Origin of the sequence: Actinosynnema sp. CA-299493 (genome assembly GCF_050946825.1) — a bacterium.
In the GTDB taxonomy this organism is placed as follows: domain Bacteria; phylum Actinomycetota; class Actinomycetes; order Mycobacteriales; family Pseudonocardiaceae; genus Actinosynnema.
The window spans coordinates 1,030,774-1,055,204 of the sequence record NZ_CP191993.1 but is presented as its reverse complement, the minus strand read 5'-3'; the positions used below and the strand labels follow the sequence as shown (position 1 = coordinate 1,055,204).

Sequence of the window (24,431 nt, the reverse complement as noted above, 5' to 3'; positions counted from 1 at the left end):
CGACGGGGGCCCTTCACCGCAGGTCACCTCACACGGTCAGCACGACCTTGCCGCGCACGTGCTTGCCCTCCAGCAGCCGGTGCGCCTCGGCGGCCTGCGCCAGCGGGAACGTCTGCTGGACCTCCACCTTCAACGCGCCCGACCCCGCCTGCCCGGCCAGCCAGTCCAGGTCCTCCCGCACGGGCTTGGCGTAGGAGTACCGGCCGCCGAGCTCCAGCACGTTGGTGTCCACGATGGACACGATCCGGGCCGGGTCGCGCACCAGGGCGGGCGAGTCGTTGAGCGCCGCGCCGCCGACGCAGTCGAACACCACGTCGACCAGCCCGTCACCGCCGAGCAGCTCGGCCACGTTGTCCACCAGGGCGTCCCCGTAGGCCACCGGCTCCACGCCGAGCGCCCGCAGGAACTCGTGGTTGCGCGGCGACGCCGTGCCGATCACCCGCGCCGCGCCGAGGATCCGCGCCACCTGCACGGCCAGGTGCCCCACACCGCCGGCGGCGGCGTGCACGAGCACCGTGTCGCCGGAGGACACCCCGACCTTGCGCAACGACTGCACCGCCGTCAGCCCGGTCAGCGCGAGCCCACCAGCCTCCACGAACGACAGCGACGCCGGCTTGTGCGCCAACCCGCGCTCGGTGGCCGCGACGAGCTCCGCGTACGTCCCGTGCTGCACGTGGTCCTTGCGCTGGTAGCCGAACACCTCGTCGCCGACGGCGAACCCGTCCACCGCGGGCCCGACGGCCCGCACCACCCCGGCCACGTCCCAGCCCGGCACCAGCGGGAAGTGGCACGGCATCGAACCCGCCACGTACCCCATCCGCACCAGCCGGTCCACCGGGTTCACCCCGGCGGCACGCACCTCGACCAGCACCTGGTCCAGCGCGATCGGCGGGTCCGGCAGCTCCCGCACCACGAGGACTTCGGCGTCTCCGAATTCGGTCTGCGCGATCGCTTTCACGAACCCCAGTGTTCAGGACCCGTAGAAGATGCGCTCGATCACGGCCCGCGCGCGACGCGCCGTGCGCCGGTAGGAGTCCAGGAACTCGCCCGGGTCGCCCGGGTGCCCCATCGCCGACGCCACTGCGGCCAGGTCCCTCCCGGCCGTCGGCAGCTGGTCACCGGCCTTGCCCCGCACCAGCACGACGGCGTTGCGCGCCTCGGTCGCCATCACCCACGCGTCCCTCAGGGCCGACGAGTCGTCCTCCGACATCAACCCCGCCTCCGTCGCCGCGCGCAACCCGCGCACGGTCGACGGCGTGCGCAGGCCGGGCACCTCGTGCGCGTGCTGCAACTGCAACAGCTGCACGGTCCACTCGACGTCGGCGAGCCCGCCCCGACCCAGCTTGGTGTGGGTGGACGGGTCGGCGCCGCGCGGCAGCCGTTCGGCCTCGACGCGTGCCTTGATGCGCCGGACCTCCCGCACGGCCCCCGCGTCGAGGCCCTTCTCCGGGTAGCGCACGGGATCGATCATCTCGACGAACCGCGCGCCGAGGTCCGCGTCGCCGCCGATGAACCGCGCCCGCAGCAGCGCCTGCGCCTCCCACAGCTCGGCCCACTGCGCGTAGTAGGCCCGGTAGGAGTCGAGCGTGCGCACCAGCGGCCCCTGCCTGCCCTCCGGCCGCAGGTCGGTGTCCACCTGCAACGGCGGGTCCTGGCTGGGCGCGCTGAGCAGCCGCCGCACCTGCTCCACCACCGACGACGCGTACCGGGCGGCGTCCGCGTCGCTCACCCCGGGCGCGGGCTCGCACACGAACAGCACGTCGGCGTCCGAGCCGTACCCCAGCTCACGCCCGCCGAGCCGGCCCATGCCGATGACCGCGATCGACGCCGACCGCTCACCGGCCGACCGCACCACCGCGTCCAACGCCGCCTGCAACACCGCCACCCACACCTCGGACAGCGACACGCACACCGTCCGCAGCGGCACCAGCCCGAGCAGGTCCGCCGACGCCACCCGCAGCAGCTCCTGACGGCGCAGCGACCGGGCGGCGGTGACCGCGCGGTCCAGGTCGTTGTACCGGGACACGGCGCTGCGCAGCGGGTTGCCGATGGTCATCGGGTCGCGGCCGACGAGCGCCTCGGTGTCGGCCAGCAGCGGCAGCACCTCGGGCGCGCGCACCAGCAGGTCCGGCACGAGCTTCGACGTGCCCAGCAGCGCGGCCAGCCGGTCGACCACCGTGCCCTCGTCCCGCAGCAGCCGCAGGTACCAGGGCGTCTCCGCCAACGCCTCCGACACCTTCCGGTACGCCAGCAGGCCGCGGTCCGGGTCCGGTGTGGTGGCGAACAGGTCGAGCAGCACCGGCAGCAGGGCCGTCTGGATCCGCGCCCGCCGGGACACGCCCCTGGTCAGCGCCTCGATGTGCTTCAGCGCGCCGTCCGGCGCCGCGTAGCCCAAGGCGGCCAGGCGCGCCGCGGCCTGGGACGTCGTCAGCCGCAGCGCCTCCGTCGGCACGTTCGCGACGGCCTGCAACAGCGGCCGGTAGAACAGCTTCTCGTGCAGCCGGCGCACATGGTTGGCGCGCTTGCGGAACTCGGCGAACAGCACCTGGCTCTCCGACAGCCCGCCCTCGGCCTGCAACCCGGACGCACGCGCCAGCCACCGCAGCGCGGCCACGTCGTCGTCGGCCGGGAACAGGTGCGTGCGCAGCATCCGCTGCAACTGCAACCGGTGCTCCAACGTGCGCAGGAACCGGTAGGCGCGACCGAAGTCGGCGGCGTCCGTGCGCCCGACGTACCCGCCGCGCCCTAAGGCCGCCAACGCCTGGGTGGTCGTGGTGATGCGCAGCTCCTCGTCACCGCGACCGTGCACGAGTTGCAGCAGCTGCACGGCGAACTCGACGTCGCGCAACCCGCCCCGGCCCAGCTTCAGCTCCCGGTCGGTCAGCCCCGCCGGCACGTGCTCCTCGACGCGGCGGCGCATGGCCTGCACGTCGGGCACGAAGTTCTCCCGCTCGGCGGCCGTCCACACCAGGGGCCGCACGACGTCCATGTACCGCCGGCCGAGCTCCTCGTCGCCTGCCACCGGCCTGGCCTTGAGCAGCGCCTGGAACTCCCAGGTCCGCGCCCACCGCTGGTAGTAGGTGGCGTGGCCGTCCAGCGTGCGCACCAGCGCCCCGGCCTTGCCCTCCGGCCGCAGCGCCGCGTCCACCTCGAAGCACGCCTGGCCCGCGACCTGCATCACCGCGCCGGCCAGCCGGGTCGCCACGGCCAGGTCGCCCTCGCCGACGAACACCACGTCGACGTCGCTGACGTAGTTCAGCTCCCGCGCGCCGCACTTGCCCATCGCGATCACCGCGAGCCGGCACTCGTCTGACCGCGGCACCTGCCGCTCGGCGACGTCCAGCGCGGCCCGCAGCGCGGCCACGGCCAGGTCCGACAGCAGGCTGGCGACGTCGTCGTAGTTGACGTACCGCTGGTCCGGCTCGACCACGTGCGCCAGGTCGTCGGCGGCGATCCGGCACAGCAGCGCCCGGTACTCGGCCCGCAGCGCCCGCACCGCGTCCGCGCCGGTCAGCCCCTCGACCGCGGCGACGAGGGCGGGCGCGAACGACCCGGCGTCCACCGGCTCGTCGTCGACCAGGCCGTGCCAGCGGTCCGGGTTGGCGACCAGGAAGTCCGACAACGCGGTGGACGAGCCCAGCACCGCGAGCAGCCGGCCGCGCAACGCCTCGCCGTCCCGCAACGCCCCGTCCAGCTCGGGCCACCGGTCGCCGAGCGCGACGCGCAGCCGGTCGATCCCGAGCAGCGCCAGGTCCGGGTCCGGGCTGCGGGACAGCGCCACCAGGATCGGCTCGTTGCCGTCGGTCGGTCGTCGCCCCTCCCACCACCCGGCGGCACGCAGGTGCTCACCACCGCGCGCCTCGGTCAGGCCGAACCGGGCGGGGGACGTCGGGAGACGAGCTGGATCGGTCATCGACGAACACCGTAGCCCGCCAGGACGCCGGGGGAAGCGTCAGCCAGCCACGATCAAGTAGATGCCGAACAACACTACGGTCACGCACGCCAGCAGGCACGCCGCCGCCGCAGCCGTGGGCAGCGCCGTAGACGCCTGCCGCTCCTGCGCCACCTCGCGCGCCGACCAGGCGCGCAGCCCGCCGGAGAACAGCAGGACCAGCCCCAGCACCACCGCCAGGCTCACCCCGAACACGGAGCCCAGCGCCACCCAGTCGATCTTCACACCGCCACCTTGTGCGTCTCGGCCTGTGCCGCGATCTCGTCCACCACGTGCTCGGGCCGCACCGGCTCACGGCGCGACAGCACCCAGATCACCAGCGCCACGCCCATGCCCACCAGGGCCACGGCCACCACGCCGAGCGTGCCCAGCGACGCGACCTTGCCCGCGAGCGCGCCGACCAGGCCCGCCGCCGGCAGCGTCAACCCCCAGGCCGCCGCCATCCGGCCCGCCACGCCCCACCGCACGCCACCGCGTTCGCGGCCCAGGCCGGAGCCCATGATCCCGCCGGACGCCACGTGCGTCGTGGACAGCGCGAACCCCAGGTGCGAGGACGCCATGATCACGGTCGCCGCGCTCGTCTGCGCGGCGAAGCCCTGCGGCGCCTCGATCGTGGTCAGGCCCGAGCCGAGGGTCTTGGTGATCCGCCAACCGCCCAGGTACGTGCCCAGCGCGATGGCGACGGCCGCGCTCAGGATCACCCAGAGCGGTGGTTCCGAGCCCGGCGCGAGCGTCCCGGCGGTGATCAGCGTGAGCGTGATGATGCCCATCGTCTTCTGCGCGTCGTTCGTGCCGTGCGCCAGCGACATGAGCGCGGCGGACGCGATCTGGCCCGCCTTGAACCCCTTGTCGGTCACGGACTTCCGCGCCCGCTTGGTCAGCCGGTAGGTCAGGTAGGTGGCCAGCAGCGCCACGACGCCCGCCACCAGCGGCGCGGCGATCGCGGGCGCGACGACCTTGTCCACGACCTTCACGAAGTGCACGGCGTCCGCGCCCGAGGCGACCCAGGCCGCGCCGATCAGGCCGCCGAACAGGGCGTGCGACGAGCTGGACGGCAACCCGACGTACCAGGTCACCAGGTTCCACATGATCGCGCCGATCAGCCCGCCGAACACGATCGCGGGCGTGATTCTCGCGTCGTCGACGATCCCGCCGGAGATGGTCTTGGCGACCTCGACCGACAACAACGCCCCCACCAGGTTCAACACCGCGGAGAAGGCGACGGCCGTGCGTGGCCGCAGCGCGCCGGTGGCGATGGAGGTCGCCATCGAGTTCGCGGTGTCGTGGAAGCCGTTGGTGAAGTCGAAGACCAGAGCCGTGATGACCACGATGATGACGAGGAGCGAGGCATCCACGCTGATTCCTCCAACTGAATCGACACAGTCGAAGGTAAACGCTACCCGTCTGGCCGATGAACACTCACAACGACAAGGTGAACGCTACCTGTCCGAACGATGAACGCTCCCATCGGCGGAGGTTCATCACACCAGCGGCAGGCTCCGGTGGATCGTCAGCTCACCGGCGGCCAGGCGCACGAATCGTTCGGCAAACGGTTGCCACACCTCCTGAATGTCCTCGTGTCCCTCGGCGAGCCGGGCCGGGTCGAACGCCCCCGGACGCGCTCCTTCCACGTCCCTCGGGTACCCAGCGGCCCAGCCGAGAACCACCTCCGGCGTGGTCTCGACGTGGAACTGCAGGCCGTAGGCGTGGTCACCGACCCGGAACGCCTGGTTGGCGCACTTCGGGGAGGACGCGAGCTGCACCGCGGTCGGCGGCAGGAACGACACCTCGTCGTAGTGGAACTGGAGCACGTCCGGCGTCCACGGCAACCCGGCGAACAACGGGTCACCGCTCGCCACGTCGCGCTTGGCCACCAGGCCCATCCCGATCTCCGGCCCCAGCGGGTTGCGCCGCACCTGACCGCCGGTCGCCACCGCCAGCAGCTGCGCGCCGAGGCAGATCGCGAGCAGCGGCACCCTCCGCGACACGGCGTGGGACAGCAGCTTGCGGACGTCCGCCAGCCAGGGGTGCTCGGCGTCGTCCAGCGCGCCCATGGCGCCGCCGAGGCACACCACGCCCCGGTAGCCGTCGAGCGAGTCCGGCACCGGCTCCTCGTAGGGCCGCACCACGTCCAGCACCGCCCCGGCGGCGGTCAGCCACTCGCCGAGGCGGCCGGGCGGGTCGTCGTGGCCGGGTTGCAGCACAAGCAGTCGCGTCACCCGGACGAGGGTAGTCAGCAGTCGCAGGAGATCCCGTGCCGGCTCTCGTGCGCCACCGCGTCGCCCTCGACCGGGTAGCCCGACCCGTGCCACGTGGTGATGCCACCGGCCAGCCGCTTCACCTTGAACCCGAGCCGCGACAGCTTGAGCGCGCCCTTGGTCGCGGCGTTGCACTCGAAGCTCTCGCAGTAGCAGACGTAGACGAGGTCGCGGTCCCAGTCCGCGGTCGTCGTCTCGTCCACGTCCCAGTGCGGGAGGTTGATCGCGCCGGGGATGCGGACCCGGGCGAACGACTCGGGGCTGCGCGTCTCGACGAGCTGGAAGCCCTCGGTCGTGCCTGCCTGCAAGTCGCGGACCACGTCGTCCGGGTCGGCCTCGAAGGCCAGTTCCGCGGCGAAGAACGCGGCGGCGGCAGCGGGGTCGGCGGCGGGGAAGCGGAGCGTGTTCGTCATGGGTAGATCGTCGCTGACCAGCGTGTTCTTCCCCATGGAGAACCCAAGGCGTGACTCGGGTTCCGCTTACGATTCCACGGTGGAACTGGACGATCTGGATTGGAAGTTGCTGGAGCTGCTCCAGCGGGACGGTCGGATGACGTTCACCGAGCTGGCCAAGCGGGTCTCCCTGTCCGCGCCCGCGACGACCGAGCGCGTGCGGCGGCTGGAGCAGGCCGGGATCGTCACCGGGTACGCGGCGGTGGTCGACCCGCAGCGGCTCGGGCTGCCGATCGAGGCCATCGTCCGGGTGCGGGTGCGCAGCCTGGACACGCCCCGGTTCCGGGACCGGGTGGTGACGCTGGCGCAGGTGCGCGACGCCGACCACGTGACCGGGGACGACTGCTGGCTGCTGCGCGTGGTGTGCCGGTCGATGGTCGAGCTGGAGGAGTTCGTGGAGCAGGCCCAGCGGTACGGCGACACGACCACGTCCCTGGTGTTCTCCTCCCACGCCCGCAACCGGCCCGTGACGCGTGCGGTCGTCGAGGGTATCGTTTCTCGATAACATCGATAAACGATATGCGGGGGGCTGTCATGTCGAGGGGGAACCCGTTAGAGCCGCTGACCGGCGTCGTGTCCGCGGTCTTCACGCTGAGCCTGGGGGCCTACGGCCTCGCGACCGCGATCCGCCTGACGATCGGCCTGTTCGACCCGGTGTGCTTCACGGCCGAGCACTGGCCGCACGACAACTCGGGCCGTGACCTCGGCGCGGGTGTCGTCGCGGGCGTCCGCCTGGCCGACGTCGACCGGGTCGCGCTGTGCGTCGACGACCCCGCGCCGTGGCACCACGTGCTCGGCTTCCTGTCCGAGGCGCCGACCGCGTTCACCCAGGTCGGCGCGCTCCTGCTGCTCCTGCTGTTGCTGCGTGGAGCTTCGCGGCACGGCATCTACACCCAGGGCACGGCGTCCGGCGTGCGCCGCCTCGGCCACTACCTGTTGTGGGTGCTGCCGGCGGCGGCGATGGTCGAGTCGATCGCGCGGACCTCGCTGGTGCACGCCGCCGTCACCTTCGACGCCGGCTCCCTGGCGTTCCTCGGCGAGTGGGACGTGCCGTGGTGGGCCGTCATCACCGGCGTCGCGCTGCTGTCCCTGGCCAAGATCATGGTGACCGGCGCGGAGATGCGCGCCGACCTCGAAGGGACGGTGTGACGGTGGAGCAGGACGTGCCGAGGCCGTTCACCCCGTTGTCGGCGATCGAGGCGTTCGTGGTCACCGACGTGGGTCTGCGGGCACTTGGCAAGATCATGCGCACGAGCGCGGAGTTGCGCGCGGACCTGGAGGGAACCGTGTGAGCATCCAGGTGCACCTCGACCGGCTGCTGGTCGAGCGCGGGATGACCTTGACCGAGTTGGCGGACCGCGTCGGCGTGACCGTGGTCAACCTGTCGATCCTCAAGAACGGCCGGGCCAGGGCGATCCGGTTCAGCACGCTGACCGCCCTGTGCGAGGCGTTGGACTGCCAGCCGGGCGACCTGATCAGCCACCGGCCGGGGTGAACACGAACTCCGCCGAGTCGACCACCGGCCGGAACCCGATCCGCTGGTAGATCGAGTTCGACGTCGGGTTCGCCAGATCGGTGTAGAGGACCACGTGCTCCGCGCCGTTCTCCCGCGCCCACGCCGCGCAGGCCGCCGTGACCGCCGCGCCGTAGCCGTGCCGGCGGTGCTCGGCCGGCGTGTAGACGGGGCCGATGCGGGACATGCCGGACGCCGGCGCGTTCGCCGCCGCCCACGCCACCGGGATGTCGCCGACGTACCAGATCAGGTGACCGTGCCCGGCCTCCAGGCCGACCCGCACCATGAGCCGGATCCGGTCCAGGCTGTGCTGCTCGCGGTCCTGCCCGGTCGCCTCGATGCCGAACTCGGCACGCCAGTCGGTCAACAGGTTCAGGTCGTCCATGGTCGCCAGCCGGGCCGTGCCGGGGACGTCGGCGGGCGCGGCCAGGTCGCCCAGCGCGTACAGGCGCAACGCCATGTGCTCCCGCGCGTTGCAGCCGGTGCGGGCGGCCCAGGCCACCACGAACGCCTCGACCGAATCGCGCGGACCGTTCACGCCGGGCAGCTCCACCTCACCGGCCAACGCGTCCGCGACGACCTCCGCCCACTCCGGCGCGACACCGCTCAACGTCAGCGGCCACGGCGGTGTGCGCAGTGCCGCGGCCACCAGCACGCCGTCCTCGGTGACGCTGACCAGCAGCGGTGGTTCGTCCTCCGGATCGGCGTGGTTGAGCCTCCGGTCCACTGCCGCGATCGGAATCGTGTGGAACACGGGGTCCGCGTTGAAGAACTCACCCGTCAACGCCCAGAACTCCGCCAGGTCGTCGTGTCTCGTCACCTCGGCCACGATCGGACCGTAACGCAAAAAGCCTTCAGGGGCACCCGAATCGGGTGCCCCTGAAGGCGAAGAATTGTTCGGCGGCGTCCTACTCTCCCACACCCTCACGAGTGCAGTACCATCGGCGCTGGAAGGCTTAACTACCGGGTTCGGAATGGGACCGGGTGTTCCCCAACCGCTATGACCACCGAAACACTATGAAATTACCAACCCGTAGGCACCCCAACCCACCCCCAGCCGATGCCATGGGTGGACCGTGGTGGTCCGGTTCGGTTCTTTCAGAACCGCACAGTGGATGCGTAGCGTCTTCGAGACAAGTCCTCGGCCTATTAGTACCGGTCAACTCCAGCCGTTACCGACCTTCCATCTCCGGCCTATCAACCCAATGGTCTCTTGGGGGCCTTAACCCACAAAGGGGTGGGATACCTCATCTAGGAACAGGCTTCCCGCTTAGATGCTTTCAGCGGTTATCCCTTCCGAACGTAGCCAACCAGCAATGCCCTTGGCAGGACAACTGGCACACCAGAGGTCCGTCCGTCCCGGTCCTCTCGTACTAGGGACAGCCTTCCGCAAGTATCCTACGCGCGCGGCGGATAGGGACCGAACTGTCTCACGACGTTCTAAACCCAGCTCGCGTACCGCTTTAATGGGCGAACAGCCCAACCCTTGGGACCTACTCCAGCCCCAGGATGCGACGAGCCGACATCGAGGTGCCAAACCATGCCGTCGATATGGACTCTTGGGCAAGATCAGCCTGTTATCCCCGGGGTACCTTTTATCCGTTGAGCGACCACGCTTCCACAAGCCATGGCCGGATCACTAGTTCCGACTTTCGTCCCTGCTCGACCTGTCGGTCTCACAGTCAAGCTCCCTTGTGCACTTGCACTCGACACCTGATTGCCAACCAGGCTGAGGGAACCTTTGAGCGCCTCCGTTACCCTTTGGGAGGCAACCGCCCCAGTTAAACTACCCACCAGGCACTGTCCCTGATCCGGATCACGGACCGAGGTTAGACATCCAGTACGACCAGAGTGGTATTTCAACGACGACTCCACACTGACTGGCGTCAGCGCTTCACAGTCTCCCACCTATCCTACACAAGCCGAACCGAACACCAATACCAAGCTATAGTAAAGGTCCCGGGGTCTTTCCGTCCTGCCGCGCGTAACGAGCATCTTTACTCGTAATGCAATTTCGCCGGGCCTGTGGTTGAGACAGTCGAGAAGTCGTTACGCCATTCGTGCAGGTCGGAACTTACCCGACAAGGAATTTCGCTACCTTAGGATGGTTATAGTTACCACCGCCGTTTACTGGCGCTTAAGTTCTCAGCTTCGCCCCGAAAGACTAACCGGTCCCCTTAACGTTCCAGCACCGGGCAGGCGTCAGTCCGTATACATCGTCTTGCGACTTCGCACGGACCTGTGTTTTTAGTAAACAGTCGCTTCTCGCTGGTCTCTGCGGCCGAAAAATCCTAGCCCGCAAGGGGCTTCAAATCCCTCGGCCCCCCTTCTCCCGAAGTTACGGGGGCATTTTGCCGAGTTCCTTAACCACAGTTCGCCCGATCGCCTCGGTATTCTCTACCTGACCACCTGTGTCGGTTTGGGGTACGGGCCGCATGAACACTCACTAGAGGCTTTTCTCGGCAGCATGGGATCACTCTACTTCGCCTCAATCGGCTATGCATCACGTCTCAGCCTGTATGCAGCACGGATTTGCCTATGCTACGGCCTACACGCTTACACCAGTACTACCACTCACTGGCGGAGCTACCCTCCTGCGTCACCCCATCGCTTGACTACTACAAGTTCAGGTCCCGCGCTCCACGTAGTCCCAGATCCGAAGACCCGGGACAGGCTTTGGGCGGTTAGTATCACAAGGTTCGCCATGGGCGCGTTCACACGGGTACGGGAATATCAACCCGTTGTCCATCGACTACGCCTGTCGGCCTCGCCTTAGGTCCCGACTTACCCTGGGCGGATTAGCCTGGCCCAGGAACCCTTGGTCATCCGGCGGACGAGTTTCTCACTCGTCTTTCGCTACTCATGCCTGCATTCTCACTCGTCCAGCCTCCACACCTGGATCACTCCGGCGCTTCAATGGCTGAACGACGCTCCCCTACCCATCCCAGCATGACACTGAAATGACACGGCTTCGGCGGTGTGCTTGAGCCCCGCTACATTGTCGGCGCAGGACCACTTGACCAGTGAGCTATTACGCACTCTTTAAAGGGTGGCTGCTTCTAAGCCAACCTCCTGGTTGTCTGGGCGACCCCACATCCTTTCCCACTTAGCACACACTTAGGGGCCTTAGCCGGCGTTCTGGGCTGTTTCCCTCTCGACTACGAAGCTTATCCCCCGCAGTCTCACTGCCGCGCTCTCACGTACCGGCATTCGGAGTTTGGTTGATTTCGGTAAGCTTGTGGGCCCCCTAGACCATCCAGTGCTCTACCTCCGGCACGAAACACACGACGCTGCACCTAAATGCATTTCGGGGAGAACCAGCTATCACGGAGTTTGATTGGCCTTTCACCCCTAACCACAGCTCATCCCCCAGGTTTTCAACCCTGGTGGGTTCGGGCCTCCACGTAGTCTTACCCACGCTTCACCCTGGCCATGGCTAGATCACTCCGCTTCGGGTCTAGACCACGCGACTGGATCGCCCTATTCGGACTCGCTTTCGCTACGGCTACCCCACACGGGTTAACCTCGCCACGCAGCACTAACTCGCAGGCTCATTCTTCAAAAGGCACGCCGTCACCCCTAAAGGCTCCGACGGATTGTAGGCACACGGTTTCAGGTACTATTTCACTCCCCTCCCGGGGTACTTTTCACCTTTCCCTCACGGTACTAGTCCGCTATCGGTCACCAGGTAGTATTCAGGCTTAGCGGGTGGTCCCGCCAGATTCACAGCGAATTTCACGAGTACGCTGCTACTTGGGAACATCACTAGGAGATGTCGGGTTTTCACGTACGGGACTCTCACCCTCTACGGCCACGCTTTCCAGACGCGTTCCGCTAACCACGACATTTTATGACTCCTTGCCAATCCGGCAGAACTGGCCAGTAAGTCCCACGACCCCGTACACGCAACCCCTGCCGGGTATCACACGAATACGGTTTAGCCTCTTCCGCTTTCGCTCGCCACTACTCACGGAATCACGGTTGTTTTCTCTTCCTGCGGGTACTGAGATGTTTCACTTCCCCGCGTTCCCTCCACACGCCCTATGTGTTCAGGCGTGGGTGACCCCACATGACTGGGGCCGGGTTTCCCCATTCGGATACCCTTGGATCTCAGCTCGGTTGACAGCTCCCCAAGGCTTTTCGCAGTCTCCTACGTCCTTCATCGGCTCCTGGTGCCAAGGCATCCACCGTGTGCCCTTAATAACTTGCCACAAAGATGCTCGCATCCACTGTGCAGTTCTCAAAGAACAACCAGACACCGCCCCACACTGCCCACGCCTACCCGGCCCGAAGACCAGCGGTTCGCGGACGGAGACCGTCCTGTCGTTTCTCGCTGAAAGAGACACTCACGTGTTCCCTCAGGACCCAACAGCGTGCCGAACAGAAGACTCGAACCCTCAGGAGACCCTTCCACGCCCTCACGGACAGTACTAACTCTCCGGACAATCCCAGGTTCTGTATATAGCCAGCATCCACATCATTGAGCAACCACCGATCGATCATTCGCCGATCGCGAGGCTCTCCACAGGCCACCCGAAAGTGACCGGTGAGGAATGCTCCTTAGAAAGGAGGTGATCCAGCCGCACCTTCCGGTACGGCTACCTTGTTACGACTTCGTCCCAATCGCCAGTCCCACCTTCGACCGCTCCCCCCAGCAAGCTGGTTGGGCCACGGGCTTCGGGTGTTACCGACTTTCGTGACGTGACGGGCGGTGTGTACAAGGCCCGGGAACGTATTCACCGCAGCGTTGCTGATCTGCGATTACTAGCGACTCCGACTTCACGGGGTCGAGTTGCAGACCCCGATCCGAACTGAGACCGGCTTTGTGGGATTCGCTCCACCTCACGGCTTAGCAGCCCTCTGTACCGGCCATTGTAGCATGTGTGAAGCCCTGGACATAAGGGGCATGATGACTTGACGTCATCCCCACCTTCCTCCGAGTTGACCCCGGCAGTCTCCCATGAGTCCCCGCCATTACGCGCTGGCAACATGGAACGAGGGTTGCGCTCGTTGCGGGACTTAACCCAACATCTCACGACACGAGCTGACGACAGCCATGCACCACCTGTACACCAGTCCGAAGAGGCCTACATCTCTGCAGGTTTCCGGTGCATGTCAAGCCCAGGTAAGGTTCTTCGCGTTGCATCGAATTAATCCACATGCTCCGCCGCTTGTGCGGGCCCCCGTCAATTCCTTTGAGTTTTAGCCTTGCGGCCGTACTCCCCAGGCGGGGTGCTTAATGCGTTAGCTGCGGCACGGAGGACGTGGAAGTCCCCCACACCTAGCACCCACCGTTTACGGCGTGGACTACCAGGGTATCTAATCCTGTTCGCTCCCCACGCTTTCGCTCCTCAGCGTCAGTATCGGCCCAGAGACCCGCCTTCGCCACCGGTGTTCCTCCTGATATCTGCGCATTTCACCGCTACACCAGGAATTCCAGTCTCCCCTGCCGAACTCAAGTCTGCCCGTATCGACTGCAGGCTCCACGTTAAGCGTGAAGTTTTCACAGCCGACGCAACAAACCGCCTACGAGCTCTTTACGCCCAATAATTCCGGACAACGCTCGCACCCTACGTATTACCGCGGCTGCTGGCACGTAGTTAGCCGGTGCTTCTTCTGCGGGTACCGTCAGTTGCCCTTCGTCCCCGCTGAAAGAGGTTTACAACCCGAAGGCCGTCATCCCTCACGCGGCGTCGCTGCATCAGGCTTTCGCCCATTGTGCAATATTCCCCACTGCTGCCTCCCGTAGGAGTCTGGGCCGTGTCTCAGTCCCAGTGTGGCCGGTCACCCTCTCAGGCCGGCTACCCGTCGTCGCCTTGGTAGGCCATTACCCCACCAACAAGCTGATAGGCCGCGGGTCCATCCTGTACCGCCGGAACTTTCCACCCCACAAGATGCCTAGTGGAGTCATATCCGGTATTAGACCTAGTTTCCCAGGCTTATCCCAGAGTACAGGGCAGGTTACCCACGTGTTACTCACCCGTTCGCCGCTCGTGTACCCCGAAGGGCCTTACCGCTCGACTTGCATGTGTTAAGCACGCCGCCAGCGTTCGTCCTGAGCCAGGATCAAACTCTCCAATAAGGAATGTTTGATCGCTCCGAACAACACTGACAAGTAATGTCAGTTGTCCAGTAACAATCTCAAAGGAAACCTCTTGACGAGGTTCATAAATTTACTGGCTATTCGGCACGCTGTTGAGTTCTCAAAGAACACGCGCTCACCATCTCGTCCCGCAGTCTTACCGCGGTGCAATCCGGGGCTTTGTGTTTCCGGTGTTTCGCTTGCTGTGGTTGAACCTTAGCTCGTTCGTTTTCGCGGTGTCAAATCGGCCGGTTTCGGCTTCTCGGCTCCGCGACAAACTCGCTTAGCATTCAATTTGTATCAGTTTCCAGAGCGGAGGCAGCACGCTGTGCTGCTTATTCGTTTCTGGGAGCTTGACGCCGCAGTAGTCTACTCGGCCCGATTCGCGGTGTCAACCGCTCGTTCCGAGGTTCTTGCTGGCGACTCGGTAAAAGTTACTCATGACCTTCGTCGGTGTCAAATCGCCTGGTCAGCGGCTTGCCGGTGCGGTGCGGGCCGGTATCGCGACCTGCGGACCCGGTCCCTTGGGCGCCACCGGACGGGGTCGCAACCACAGCGGGACGCTCCGCATGCCCTCCATCGCGGTCACGATCTGCTCCGGCATGGCCGGTTCGCGAGTCGGCACCGGCACCGGCACCAGGTCGTAGCCCCAGATCCGGAACTCCTTCAGGACCGTGACCGGATCGTCGCCGAAACCCGACGTCGCCGTGGCGGAGAAGTCCAGGAACACGTGCGGGCGGTCCCGGCGCAGCAGGCGAACCAGTCCGGCCAGCGCGCGGTGACCGCGACCGGGCGCGTCCACCCGGACGACGGACAGCTTGCGGCCCTGCAACGACGGCACGGCCTCCAGCTCCTTGTCGAGCCTGGTCGCGCGCACCCGAGGCACGTCGTCACCCGCGCCCTCGGGCAGCGGCGCGACCGACACCCCGCCCGTCAACGACGGTTGGGTGAACAGCTCGCCGGTGCTCTCCCACGCGGCGGCGTCCACCAGGACGAGCTGTTGCGCCACCCGTTCGGGCAAGTTGACGTCGACGTTGTGCCGCAGCAGCGCCCGCGCGGACGGGCACGGTTCGACCGCGACCACCGCGCCGCTCGTCCCGAACCGGCTGAGCATGCGCACGGTCTGGTAGCCGACGTACGCGCCGATGTCGAGGAAGATCCCATCGGGCTCGACCACCGAGTCGATCAGCTCCGACAGGTCGGGCTCCCACACCCCGTTGCTGGAGAGCATCGGCAGCATGAACGCGTCGTCCGACGGGAGGCGCAGCAGACCCACGTCGGTCAGCACGAGCGAGCTGCGCGGCACGGTGTCGTTGTGCCGTTCGTGCTCGCGCACGACGACGCGGCGCAAGGCGTCGGCGGTCTGCTGGGCCTGGTTCGCGGCACGCAGGCCGAAGTCGAGCTTGGTGTCGCGGTCCCGCAGCACGTCGACGACCTTGGACTCCAGCGAGTCGATGCGGTCGAGGGTGCGTTCGAGCGCGACGGCGAGCTTGTCGATGCGCTGGGCCAGGGCGTCGCCCTGCTTGGCGCGCTTGGCGGCCTCGGCGACGACGGCGTCCTCGATCTCGCGCACCCGCCGCCCCTGGCCGGCCATGTCGGCGCGCACCCGGACGACGCCGTCGTCGATGCCGACGAGCTGGTCGGCCAGGTGGCCTTGGTGCTCGGCGTGCTGTTCGAGCTCGGCGCGCAGCACCTCCAGCTCGCCCAGGCCGACGCCGGTGGAGATGTCGTCCTGGCGGCGGACCACCTCGGAGACCGTGCGCTCGACCCCTTCGACCAGGGACGTGAGCACGTTGCGCATGTGGTTGTCGTAGTGGTCCAGGACGCGCAGGACCACCTTGCGCAGCTGCGGCGCCATGGGCGTGCGGCTGGCCGTGCCGACGTCGGGCTGGCGCAGCAGGGCGTGCTTCGCCGAGTGCAGCGCCTTCAGCGGGTCGACGGTCGGCGAGGGCTTGGCCCGGCGGGCGCGCCAACCCCGGTAGGCGCGCTCGACGTGGTCGCGGAGGACCTCGCCGACCTCGGCGACGTCACGGGTGGCGCGGACGTGGTCGCGTCCCTTGAGCCCGATCGCGACGGCCGTGGGCAGGTCGTCGGCGAGGGCGCGCATGAGCTTGGCGGCGGCCTGGACGTCGGGCTCGACGCCCTGGCGGCACGGCACGAAGATCACCGCGGACTTGTCGAACAGCTCGGCGACCGCGCCGTGGTCCGAGGTCAGGACCGGCGTGGCGCGGGCGGCGTGCCCGGCGAGGGTGTGCGCGATCCGGTCGCACGCGCCGCCCCTGTGCAGGTGGACGAGGCAGTGGACGGGGCCGAGGGTGTCGACCAGGTCGATGCGCGGGTCGGCGGCGGTGGCCAGGCGCAGTCGTTCGGCGGCCTCGGGGTGGGCGTGCGCGTGGGTGACCTGGATGCGCAGCGTCACGTCGTTGCGGTCGGGGAAGGCCGAGAGGAAGGCGGAGACCGCGCCCAGCACGTTGCCCGCGCGGTCGATGGTGTGATCGGCGAGGGCTCCGAAGATCACCCCGTCGTGTGCTCCGAGGTCTTGGTCTTCGGCTTCCGGGACCGGGAGCGGGAGGACGCGGACGGTCGGGCCGCCTTGGCGTTCGAAGGTGGCGCGGGTCGTCTCGGAGGGGACCCAGAGCTCGGCGGCGTCGGTCGGCTGGTCGTCGTCGAGGAGGTAGTCGACGACGAAGCGGCTGTCCGGGACGCGTTCGGTGGTGCCGACGCGGATCACGACCGGGTAGCCGGCGGTGGTCGAGGTCGGGAGGCCGGACGCGCGGGCGGCGGCGTGGACGAGTTCGGCGATCGGGCCGGCGCCGAGGACGGAGACGCCGAGCTGGTCGTGCAGGACGGGTCCTTCGGCGCGGGGCCGGGGCACGGCGGCGACCGGCAACCGGCCCGCGGCCACGCCGACGCTCGCGCACCAGTCGCGGAACGCCGGGCCGTCCTCGCCGAACGGGTCGGGGAACTGGGTGCGGAGGGCTTGGTCGGAGCGCCAGAGGGCGACGGACCAGCGCGTGCTGCCGGGCAGGTCGGGCACGGGTTCGCTCGCCCAGGCCACGAACCCCGCTCCGCCGTCCGACCCGAAGGCCGGGGGTGGGGTGCTCCGGGTGGCAGGTGAGGCGAGGACTTGTGACGCGCCGGCCGGGGATGCGTTGGCTGGCAGACCGCTCGCCGGGCGGGTGGGCTCGGCAGGCGCGAGTGGGGTGGGACGCTCGGCGGCGGCCGGGTGGGGGTGGTCGGCGGCGGGCTCGGGGCTCGCGGGTGCCGGGCTTTCGGGTGCCGGGCTTTCGGACGCTGAAGCCGCACTACCGGGTTCGACCTCGGCGGGCGCGGGTGCGGGCGCGGCGAGGTCGGCGGCAGGCTCGGCATCGGCATCGGCATCGGCATCGGCATCGGCGGACGATGCGGCCTGGTCGGCGGGCTCGGGGCTGTCAGCAGTCGGCGCGGCATCGGCGGCCGGCTCGGCGCGTTCTGCGGACGGCGCGGCATCGGCGATGGGGCTGGTGCCTTCGGCGGATACCCGTGCATCGACGGCCGGCTCGGCGCTGTCAGCAGTCGGCGCGGTATCGGCGGTAGGGCCGGAGTCCTCGGCGGTTGCCGGGGCATCGGCGGTCGGCGCGGCGTGGTCGGCGGATTGCGCGACTTGACCGGTCGACTCGGTGCTCTCGGCGGGCCGGCCGAGTTGACCGGTCAGGGTGATGTCCTCGGCGGTCGGCTCGGCGTCGGCTGGTACCTCGGCGGCGGGAGCCGGCTCGGGCTGGGCCGGGGTGGTGGAGGCCGGGGCGGGGGGCAGGACCTCGGGCTCGGTGGTCGGGCGGGTGCCGTTGATGGTCGGCGTGGTGGTCGGCCCGGTGGCCTGGGTGGGGGCCGGAGCGGGGGCCGGTTCGGCGGTGGGCCTGGGTCCTGGGCTGAAGGCCGAGCCCGGGTGGGTCCGGGCGGCTTCGCGGTAGTCCGCGCGCAGCTCGTCCGGGATGTGGGTGCCGTCCGGGAGTTGGCCGAAGCCGTAGCGGACCCGCTGCGGCGAGTGGCCCTTGCGCACCAGTTCCGCCCGGTACGCCGTGCAGAGCTCCGCCAGCTGCGGGTGCTCCGAGAGCAGGACCCGGGGGCGGTCGGCGAAGTCGGCGGACAGCAGCCACGGGCGGTGGGGGTCGAAGCCGGCGAAGTGGACGCTGCGGACCGGCTCGCCGACCGTCGTCAGCGTGCCGTCCGGACGGCGGTGGAGGTCGCGCTGTGCCGCGTTCCATACCGACAGGCCGACCGTCGCGTCACGCAGGACGTGCAGGTTGACCAGCGCGGGAGCCATGTCGAGCACGGCCTTGGTGGCGTCGGGCGTGCGGCGCAGCTGTTCGCCGAGGGACTGCAGGAACGGCTCCGAGCCGGGCGCGACCAGGAGGAACCCCGGGTCGAAGACGCCCGTCTCGAGCAGTTCGGTCGGGGTCGGGCGCAGGCCGTCGTCCGGCAACGGCCGCAACGCCCGTGGCACCAGGACCAGCGGGCCGCGGCGCACGGCGGCCTCGACCAGGTCCGTGAGCGGGTGGAGCACCTGCACCCACGGGTCCAGGCACAGCACCGGCACGCCTTGGCCGAGCAGCTGTTCCAGGAGCTTCGGCCGCAGCACGCCGCACAGCTGCGACGCCGTGCAGCCGGTGGCCAGCTCGGCCAGCTCGTCCCGGCTCATCCCCAGGTCGGCGGGGGTGACGAGGCCCGGACCGGAGTTCTCCGGCAGGGCGTCGACCACCAGCGCCAGGAACCTGGCCTGCGGGTGGTTGGCCAGGAACGAGCTCGACAGCACCTTCACCGCGGGCAGTTCGGCGGCGGTCGCCACCGTGCAGGCGATGAACGTGGGACGGGATTCCGTACGCGCGGGCACCTCGGTCACGGTCTGCAAACCTAGCTTCTCCGAGTGCCCGGTGTGGACCACCCGCACGGGTGCCTCCTTCACAGGACCGGCAACAGGTTGCGCAGCTCGTACGGCGTCACGCTGCGGCGGTAGCCGTCCCACTCGGCCCGCTTGTTGCGCAGGAAGAAGTCGTACACGTGCTCGCCCAGCGCTTCGGGGAGCAGTTCGGAGTTCTCCATCTCGGTCAACGCCTCGCCGAGGTTCTGCGGCAGGTTGTCGTACCCGGCGGCACGCCGTTCGCGGTCGGTCAGGGACCACACGTCGTCCTCGGCGGGCGGCGGCAGCTCGTAGCCCTTCTCGATGCCCTTGAGCCCGGCCGCCAGGATCACCGCGTACGCCAGGTACGGGTTGCAGGCGGAGTCGAGCGAGCGAATCTCGACCCGGCGCGACGAGGACTTGCCCGGCGAGTACATCGGCACGCGCACCAGCGCGGACCGGTTCGCGTGGCCCCAGCACACCGCCGTCGGCGCCTCGCCGCCCACGATCAGCCGCTTGTAGGAGTTCACCCACTGGTTGGTCACGCCGGAGATCTCCCGGGCGTGCTTCAACAGGCCGGCGACGAACATCTTGCCGGTGTCGGACAGCTGGTACGGGTCCTCGGCGTCGTAGAACGCGTTGCGGTCGCCCTCGAACAGGCTGACGTGCGTGTGCATGCCGCTGCCGGGCTGGTCGGTGAACGGCTTGGGCATGAACGAGGCCCGCACGCCCTGCGTGATCGCGACTTCCTTGATCACGTACCGGAACGTCATCACGTTGTCGGCCATGGTCAGCGCGTCGGCGTAGCGGAGGTCGATCTCCTGCTGGCCGGGCGCGCCCTCGTGGTGGCTGAACTCGACCGAGATGCCCATCGCCTCCAGCGCCTCGATGGCGTGGCGGCGGAAGTGGGTCGCGGTCTCGTGGCTGGTCTGGTCGAAGAAACCGCCGTTGTCCGCCGGGACGGGCTCGCTCCCGTCGTCCGGCAGGCCCTTGAGCAGGAAGAACTCCATCTCGGGGTGCACGTAGCAGGTGAAGCCCGCCTCGCTGGCCTTGGCCAGGGTGCGGCGCAGCACGTGCCTCGGGTCCGCCCACGACGGCGAGCCGTCCGGCATCGCGATGTCGCAGAACATCCGCGCCGAGTAGTGGCTCTTGTCCGGCGTCTGCCAGGGCAGCACCTGGAACGTCGACGGGTCCGGCTTGGCCACCATGTCGGACTCGTACACGCGGGCGAAGCCCTCGATGGCGGAGCCGTCGAAGCCGATGCCCTCGCTGAAGGCGCCCTCGAGCTCCGCGGGAGCGATCGCCACCGACTTGAGGAAGCCCAGGACGTCGGTGAACCAGAGCCGGACGAACCGGATGTCGCGTTCCTCGAGGGTGCGGAGCACGAACTCCTGCTGGCGGTTCATGACCCGAAGCCTAGGTAAGGACGGTTAACCGCGCGTTGCCGACTCGGCCGAACGCACTGCGCCGTTTGCCGTGATTCAGCGATTGCGCAGGTCAGGGACTTGCGGTGGTGTTCGGCGGTGTGACGCGTCCGCTGGATCTACGATTCAGCCCATGCTCCCTCGTCGCGCCCTGATCGGGTCGCTCGTGCTCGCCCTCGTGGCGGGCTGCACGTCCTCCGGTGGCGCCGGGGCCCAGCCGGACGGGCCGGACCTGCTGGCCAAGGCGTCCGCCGGGATGAAGTCCGTGACCAGCACCCACTTCACGATCAAGGTGGACGGCGAGCTGCCGGGCGTGACCGTGAAGGACGCCGAGGGCGACCTGACCGCCGGGGGCGAGTCGCAGGGCCGGGCGAAGGTCGAGCAGTTCGGCCAGCTGATCGAGGTCGAGTACGTGCTGGTCGGGAAGGACCTCTACTTCAAGGGGCCGACCGGCGGGTTCACCAAGCTGCCCGCGGCGCTGGCGGGCCAGGTGTACGACCCGACCGCGATCCTGGACCCGGACAGGGGCGTGGCCCGCGTGCTGGCCGACGCGCGTGACGCCAAGACCGTGTCGACCGACGACGGGCTCGCGGTGGTCGAGGCGACCGTGCCGCGTGACGTGGTCGCCGGGCTGGTGCCGGGCATCGACGCCGACGTCGCCTCGGAGTTCTCGGTGCGGGACGAGAAGTTGCAGAAGGCGCTGTTCACGTTGCCGAGCGGCGCGAAGGTGACGATCGAGCTGTCCGACTTCAACAAGCCCGTCACCGTTTCACCGCCCGCGTGAGCTCGGCCGTGGGTGCCGGCGGGGTGGGTGCGGTTCGCGCCCGTCGGCTGGCGATCGGCGCGGGCGCGACGGCGGTGCTGCTGGGGGCGCTCGACGCGTACGTGGTCGTCGGCGTGCTCGTGGACATGGTGCGCGACCTGGGCATCCCGGTGAACCACCTGGAACGCGCGACGCCCGTGGTGACCGGGTACCTGCTCGGGTACGTCGCCGGGATGCCGCTGCTGGGTCAGCTGTCGGACCGGTTCGGGCGGCGGTTGGTGCTGCACCTGTGCCTGGTCGGGTTCGCGGTCGGCTCGGCGGTGACGGCGCTGGCGGGCGACCTGCCGCTGCTGGTGGCCGGCCGGGTGGTGCAGGGGCTGGCCGGTGGGGCGTTGCTGCCGGTGACGATGGCGTTGGTCGCGGACCTCTGGGCGGCGGAACGGCGTGCGTCGGCGCTGGGCGTGGTGGGCGCGGCGCAGGAGTTGGGCAGTGTGCTGGGCACGCTGTACGGCGTCGGGTTGGCGTCGTTGTTCAACGCCTGGTCGTTCTTCGAGTCGGTGGAGCCGCAGAGCTGGCGGTGGGTGTTCTGGGTGAACCTGCCGTTGGCGGCGGTCGCGATGGCGGTCGTGCAGGTGACCGTGCCGCGGTCGGTCCGGTCGTCGGTGCGGATCGACCTCGTCGGCGGCGGTTTGCTGGCGTCGGCCCTCGCGTTGCTGGTCGTAGGGCTGTACAACCCCGATCCGGCACGGTCGGTGCTGCCGTCGTGGGGGTGGCCGGCGCTCGGTGGGGCGGCGGTGGTGTTCGTCGGGTTCGTGCTGTGGGAGCGGCGGTCGTCGGTGCGGCTGCTGGATCCGGCGGGGGTGGCCGTGCGGCCGTTCCTGGCGTCGCTGGGTGTGTCGTTGGCGGCCGGTGCGGCGTTGATGGTGACCTTGGTGGACGTGGAGCTGTTCGCGCAGACCGTGCTGGGTCGTGACTCGGCCGCGGCGGCGGGGATGTTGGCGCGGTTCCTGATCGCGTTGCCGGTGGGCGCGCTGGTCGGCGGGTGGCTGGCGGCGCGGACCCCGTTGGGTGACCGGTGGGTGTCGTTCATCGGGTTGGTGGTGGCTGCGGGCGCGTACGCGCTGATCGCGCAGTGGCCGGCTTCGGTGTCGTCGTTCGTGGTGGGGCGTGACCTGGCGGTGGCCGGGTTCGGGTTGGGGCTGGTGATCGCGCCGGTGTCGGCGGCGGTGCTGCGGGTGGTGCCGGCTGCGCAGCACGGTGTGGCGTCGGCCGCCGTGGTGGTGGCGCGGATGACCGGGATGCTGGTCGGCGTGGCCGGGTTGTCCGCCTGGGGCCTGCACCGGTTCCGCGAGCTGACGGCGGACCTGGACACGCCGCTGCCGTTCGGGATGACGCCGGAGGAGTTCGCCGAGAAGGCGGCGGCGTACCGGGAGGCGCTGACCGCGGCGTTACTGACGGAGTACCACGAGATCTTCTGGATCACGGCGGTGATCTGCGGCGTCGGCGCGGTGGTGTCACTGCTACTGCCCCGTTCGAGTCGCCCGTTCTAGTCGTTGACGGCCACTGGGCGAATTCGCGTTTGGCGAGGTTGTCGGAGTGAGCGGCGGGCTGTGGACATCTGCGCAGGTCACGCCTGCGCGGTAAGCTGGATTTGATCGAGGGACGGCAAACACGATCGGGTGAACCTGACCCGAAAATGTACGGAAACACCGTTACCGCACCTCGGTTGAAAACCAGCGGACCCGCCGAAACCACCCCCGACCGCCCACATCCCCCTACCCGCCGCCCACGCCTCGCTCTGACTCACGTGGGAGCGGCGGCAAGTGGAGCGGGAAGTGGCGGTGGCCGGGAAGACGGTGGTGCCGGGGAGACGGTTCCGCCGGGCAGACGGCGGCGAGGAGTGGACCGGGGCCGGAGACTGGGGTCTGGTGGTGGCGTGGTCAGGCGGTGGCGGGTGCGGGAGTTGGCTGGGGGCCCAGGGCGAGGGTGGCCGCCGCGAGGATGAGCACGCCGGCGAGGGTCAGGCAGACGGCCGGGAAGCCGGCGGGGGCCAGGGCGGTGACGAGGACGGGGCTGATGCCGCCGCCCAGGCCGACCAGGAAGCCGTAGCCCGCCAGGGCCGCGCCGCGTGCTTCGCCGGAAGCGCGGCTGACCTGGGTGACCAGTGCCGGGATGGTGATGGCCAGGCCCGCGACGAAGATCGCGCTGCCGACGAGGAGCACGGGGAGTGTGGTGGAGCCCGCTTCCAGGGCCAGGCCGGCGGCGGCGATGAGGAATGCGGTGGGGGCGACGCGGTGGGCGCTGAAGCGGGTGATCAGGGGGCCGGTGAAGAGGCCCAGGGCGATGCCCGGCAGGCCCGGGAGGCGGAGCAGGAGCAGGTCGACGGCGCTGTGGATGCCGTAGCGCTCGCCGACGGTGGTGGTCAGGGCCGTGTACATGCCCACGAAGGTCAGCAGGAGGGTGACGCCGCCCGTGTAAGCGACGAGGAGTGACGGGCGGCGGAGGAGGTGACCCAGACGGGTGAAGGTTGTGGTCAGGGCAGTGGGGGTTGGGCGGGGGATCGTGGGCAGGCGGGTGATGGTGATGGCGACGGCCAGCAGCAGTGGGGTCAGGAGCCAGAAGACCCAGCGCCAGCCGAGGACTTCGTCCACGCCCAGGGCGTAGGCCTGGCCGATCACGCCTGCCAGGAGGAACGAGCCGGAGACGGCGGTGACGCCCACGGCGCGGCGGGCCGGCGGGAGGGCTTCGGTGGCGTAGGCGAGTGACACGGACGGGATCGCGGCGGCCAGGAAGCCTTGCACGGCACGGGCCGCGAGAAGTGGGGCGAAGGCGGCCGAGGTGCCCGCGATCGCGCTGACCACGGCACCCAGGGCGAGGCCGACCGCCATCACGTGACGGCGGTCGTAGCGGTCGGAGATGGTGCCGAAGAGCAGGTTGCCCGCGGCGAACGCGAAGCCGAAGCCGCCGCCCACCCACGCCGCGGTGGACAGGGGGATGTCGTAGCGCTCGGCCACGCCCGGCAGCAGCGGGACGGTCAGGTAGAGCTGGCCCACCGCCAGGATCACGGCCGCCACCAGGACCGCCACCACGAAGGGCGCTCGGGTCACCGAC

The 24,431-nt window shown here is 68.9% G+C and carries 16 protein-coding genes and 3 rRNA genes; 6 read left to right on the top strand and 13 right to left on the bottom strand.

Annotated elements, in window-relative coordinates; all coding sequences use genetic code 11:
- Nucleotides 1–28: 28 nt before the first annotated feature.
- The 6 genes from ACQPYE_RS05175 to ACQPYE_RS05150 all read right to left on the bottom strand — a co-directional run bounded on the left by ACQPYE_RS05175 (nt 29) and on the right by ACQPYE_RS05150 (nt 6,623).
- Entirely contained in the window at nt 29–958 is a 930-nt protein-coding gene (locus tag ACQPYE_RS05175) for an NADP-dependent oxidoreductase (RefSeq protein WP_498719553.1), read from the bottom strand.
- A gap of 12 nt (nt 959–970) precedes the next feature.
- Nucleotides 971–3,913 carry a bifunctional [glutamine synthetase] adenylyltransferase/[glutamine synthetase]-adenylyl-L-tyrosine phosphorylase gene (locus tag ACQPYE_RS05170; RefSeq protein ID WP_498719551.1) on the bottom strand — a complete coding sequence of 981 codons (2,943 nt, stop codon included), beginning with the start codon at nt 3,911–3,913 and terminating at the stop codon, nt 971–973.
- Between the two features lie 39 nt (nt 3,914–3,952).
- The gene (locus ACQPYE_RS05165; protein WP_498719549.1) at nt 3,953–4,177 is read right to left on the bottom strand and encodes a hypothetical protein; all 225 of its coding nucleotides are present in this window, start codon (nt 4,175–4,177) and stop codon (nt 3,953–3,955) included.
- The gene (locus tag ACQPYE_RS05160) at nt 4,174–5,307 is read right to left on the bottom strand and encodes an inorganic phosphate transporter (protein ID WP_498719547.1); all 1,134 of its coding nucleotides are present in this window, start codon (nt 5,305–5,307) and stop codon (nt 4,174–4,176) included. The genes ACQPYE_RS05165 and ACQPYE_RS05160 overlap by 4 nt, the downstream gene beginning before the upstream one ends.
- A gap of 126 nt (nt 5,308–5,433) precedes the next feature.
- Entirely contained in the window at nt 5,434–6,171 is a 738-nt protein-coding gene (locus ACQPYE_RS05155; protein ID WP_498719545.1) for a type 1 glutamine amidotransferase, read from the bottom strand.
- Nucleotides 6,172–6,185: 14 nt separating this feature from the next.
- Entirely contained in the window at nt 6,186–6,623 is a 438-nt protein-coding gene (locus ACQPYE_RS05150; protein ID WP_498719543.1) for a rhodanese-like domain-containing protein, read from the bottom strand.
- A gap of 79 nt (nt 6,624–6,702) precedes the next feature.
- On the opposite strand from ACQPYE_RS05150, the gene ACQPYE_RS05145 reads away from it, so the two are divergent.
- From ACQPYE_RS05145 to ACQPYE_RS05130, 4 genes are read left to right on the top strand one after another with little or no spacing between them, the layout of a single operon-like run.
- Complete coding sequence (locus tag ACQPYE_RS05145) at nt 6,703–7,167, top strand: Lrp/AsnC family transcriptional regulator (protein WP_498719541.1); 465 nt, start codon at nt 6,703–6,705, stop codon at nt 7,165–7,167.
- Nucleotides 7,168–7,196: 29 nt separating this feature from the next.
- Nucleotides 7,197–7,811 (top strand): hypothetical protein, encoded by a 615-nt coding sequence (locus tag ACQPYE_RS05140; protein ID WP_498719539.1) that lies wholly within the window; start codon nt 7,197–7,199, stop codon nt 7,809–7,811.
- The gene (locus tag ACQPYE_RS05135) at nt 7,808–7,954 is read left to right on the top strand and encodes a hypothetical protein (protein WP_498719537.1); all 147 of its coding nucleotides are present in this window, start codon (nt 7,808–7,810) and stop codon (nt 7,952–7,954) included. The genes ACQPYE_RS05140 and ACQPYE_RS05135 overlap by 4 nt, the downstream gene beginning before the upstream one ends.
- Nucleotides 7,951–8,157, top strand: coding sequence for a helix-turn-helix domain-containing protein (locus tag ACQPYE_RS05130; RefSeq protein WP_498719535.1), 207 nt, complete (start codon nt 7,951–7,953; stop codon nt 8,155–8,157). Before ACQPYE_RS05135 ends, ACQPYE_RS05130 begins: the two co-directional genes overlap by 4 nt.
- Here the strand turns inward: ACQPYE_RS05130 and ACQPYE_RS05125 are convergent.
- The 6 genes from ACQPYE_RS05125 to ACQPYE_RS05100 all read right to left on the bottom strand — a co-directional run bounded on the left by ACQPYE_RS05125 (nt 8,138) and on the right by ACQPYE_RS05100 (nt 20,539).
- Nucleotides 8,138–8,995 (bottom strand): GNAT family N-acetyltransferase, encoded by an 858-nt coding sequence (locus ACQPYE_RS05125; RefSeq protein ID WP_498719533.1) that lies wholly within the window; start codon nt 8,993–8,995, stop codon nt 8,138–8,140. The two genes, ACQPYE_RS05130 and ACQPYE_RS05125, sit on opposite strands and share 20 nt — an antisense overlap.
- A gap of 75 nt (nt 8,996–9,070) precedes the next feature.
- Nucleotides 9,071–9,187: ribosomal RNA gene (gene rrf / locus ACQPYE_RS05120) — 5S ribosomal RNA — on the bottom strand.
- Nucleotides 9,188–9,304: 117 nt separating this feature from the next.
- Nucleotides 9,305–12,386: ribosomal RNA gene (locus ACQPYE_RS05115) — 23S ribosomal RNA — on the bottom strand.
- Nucleotides 12,387–12,739: 353 nt separating this feature from the next.
- Nucleotides 12,740–14,257: ribosomal RNA gene (locus ACQPYE_RS05110) — 16S ribosomal RNA — on the bottom strand.
- The 16S, 23S and 5S rRNA genes sit together here, the layout of an rRNA operon.
- Before the next feature lie 469 nt (nt 14,258–14,726).
- The gene (locus ACQPYE_RS05105) at nt 14,727–19,136 is read right to left on the bottom strand and encodes an FkbM family methyltransferase (protein WP_498719531.1); all 4,410 of its coding nucleotides are present in this window, start codon (nt 19,134–19,136) and stop codon (nt 14,727–14,729) included.
- A gap of 59 nt (nt 19,137–19,195) precedes the next feature.
- On the bottom strand, nt 19,196–20,539 hold the full coding sequence (locus ACQPYE_RS05100; RefSeq protein WP_073896124.1) for a glutamine synthetase family protein: 1,344 nt from the start codon (nt 20,537–20,539) through the stop codon (nt 19,196–19,198).
- A gap of 151 nt (nt 20,540–20,690) precedes the next feature.
- Here ACQPYE_RS05100 and ACQPYE_RS05095 point away from each other — a divergent pair, with 151 nt between their 5' ends.
- Both ACQPYE_RS05095 and ACQPYE_RS05090 read left to right on the top strand, forming a co-directional pair.
- Entirely contained in the window at nt 20,691–21,341 is a 651-nt protein-coding gene (locus tag ACQPYE_RS05095; protein WP_498719528.1) for an LppX_LprAFG lipoprotein, read from the top strand.
- 23 nt (nt 21,342–21,364) lie between these two features.
- A complete protein-coding gene (locus ACQPYE_RS05090; RefSeq protein ID WP_498719526.1) occupies nt 21,365–22,870 on the top strand; it encodes an MFS transporter in 1,506 nt (501 codons plus the stop codon).
- 390 nt (nt 22,871–23,260) lie between these two features.
- On the opposite strand, the gene ACQPYE_RS05085 is transcribed toward ACQPYE_RS05090, so the two are convergent.
- The gene (locus tag ACQPYE_RS05085; protein ID WP_498719524.1) at nt 23,261–24,427 is read right to left on the bottom strand and encodes an MFS transporter; all 1,167 of its coding nucleotides are present in this window, start codon (nt 24,425–24,427) and stop codon (nt 23,261–23,263) included.
- Nucleotides 24,428–24,431 lie beyond the last annotated feature (4 nt).

What these genes read in the sequence shown, in the direction of transcription:
- ACQPYE_RS05170 (WP_498719551.1), bottom strand. Translation starts at nt 3,913, where the DNA reads ATGACCGATCCAGCTCGTCTCCCGACGTCCCCCGCCCGGTTCGGCCTG.
- ACQPYE_RS05150 (WP_498719543.1), bottom strand. Translation starts at nt 6,623, where the DNA reads ATGACGAACACGCTCCGCTTCCCCGCCGCCGACCCCGCTGCCGCCGCC.
- ACQPYE_RS05140 (WP_498719539.1), top strand. Translation starts at nt 7,197, where the DNA reads ATGTCGAGGGGGAACCCGTTAGAGCCGCTGACCGGCGTCGTGTCCGCG.
- ACQPYE_RS05100 (WP_073896124.1), bottom strand. Translation starts at nt 20,539, where the DNA reads ATGAACCGCCAGCAGGAGTTCGTGCTCCGCACCCTCGAGGAACGCGAC.
- ACQPYE_RS05095 (WP_498719528.1), top strand. Translation starts at nt 20,691, where the DNA reads ATGCTCCCTCGTCGCGCCCTGATCGGGTCGCTCGTGCTCGCCCTCGTG.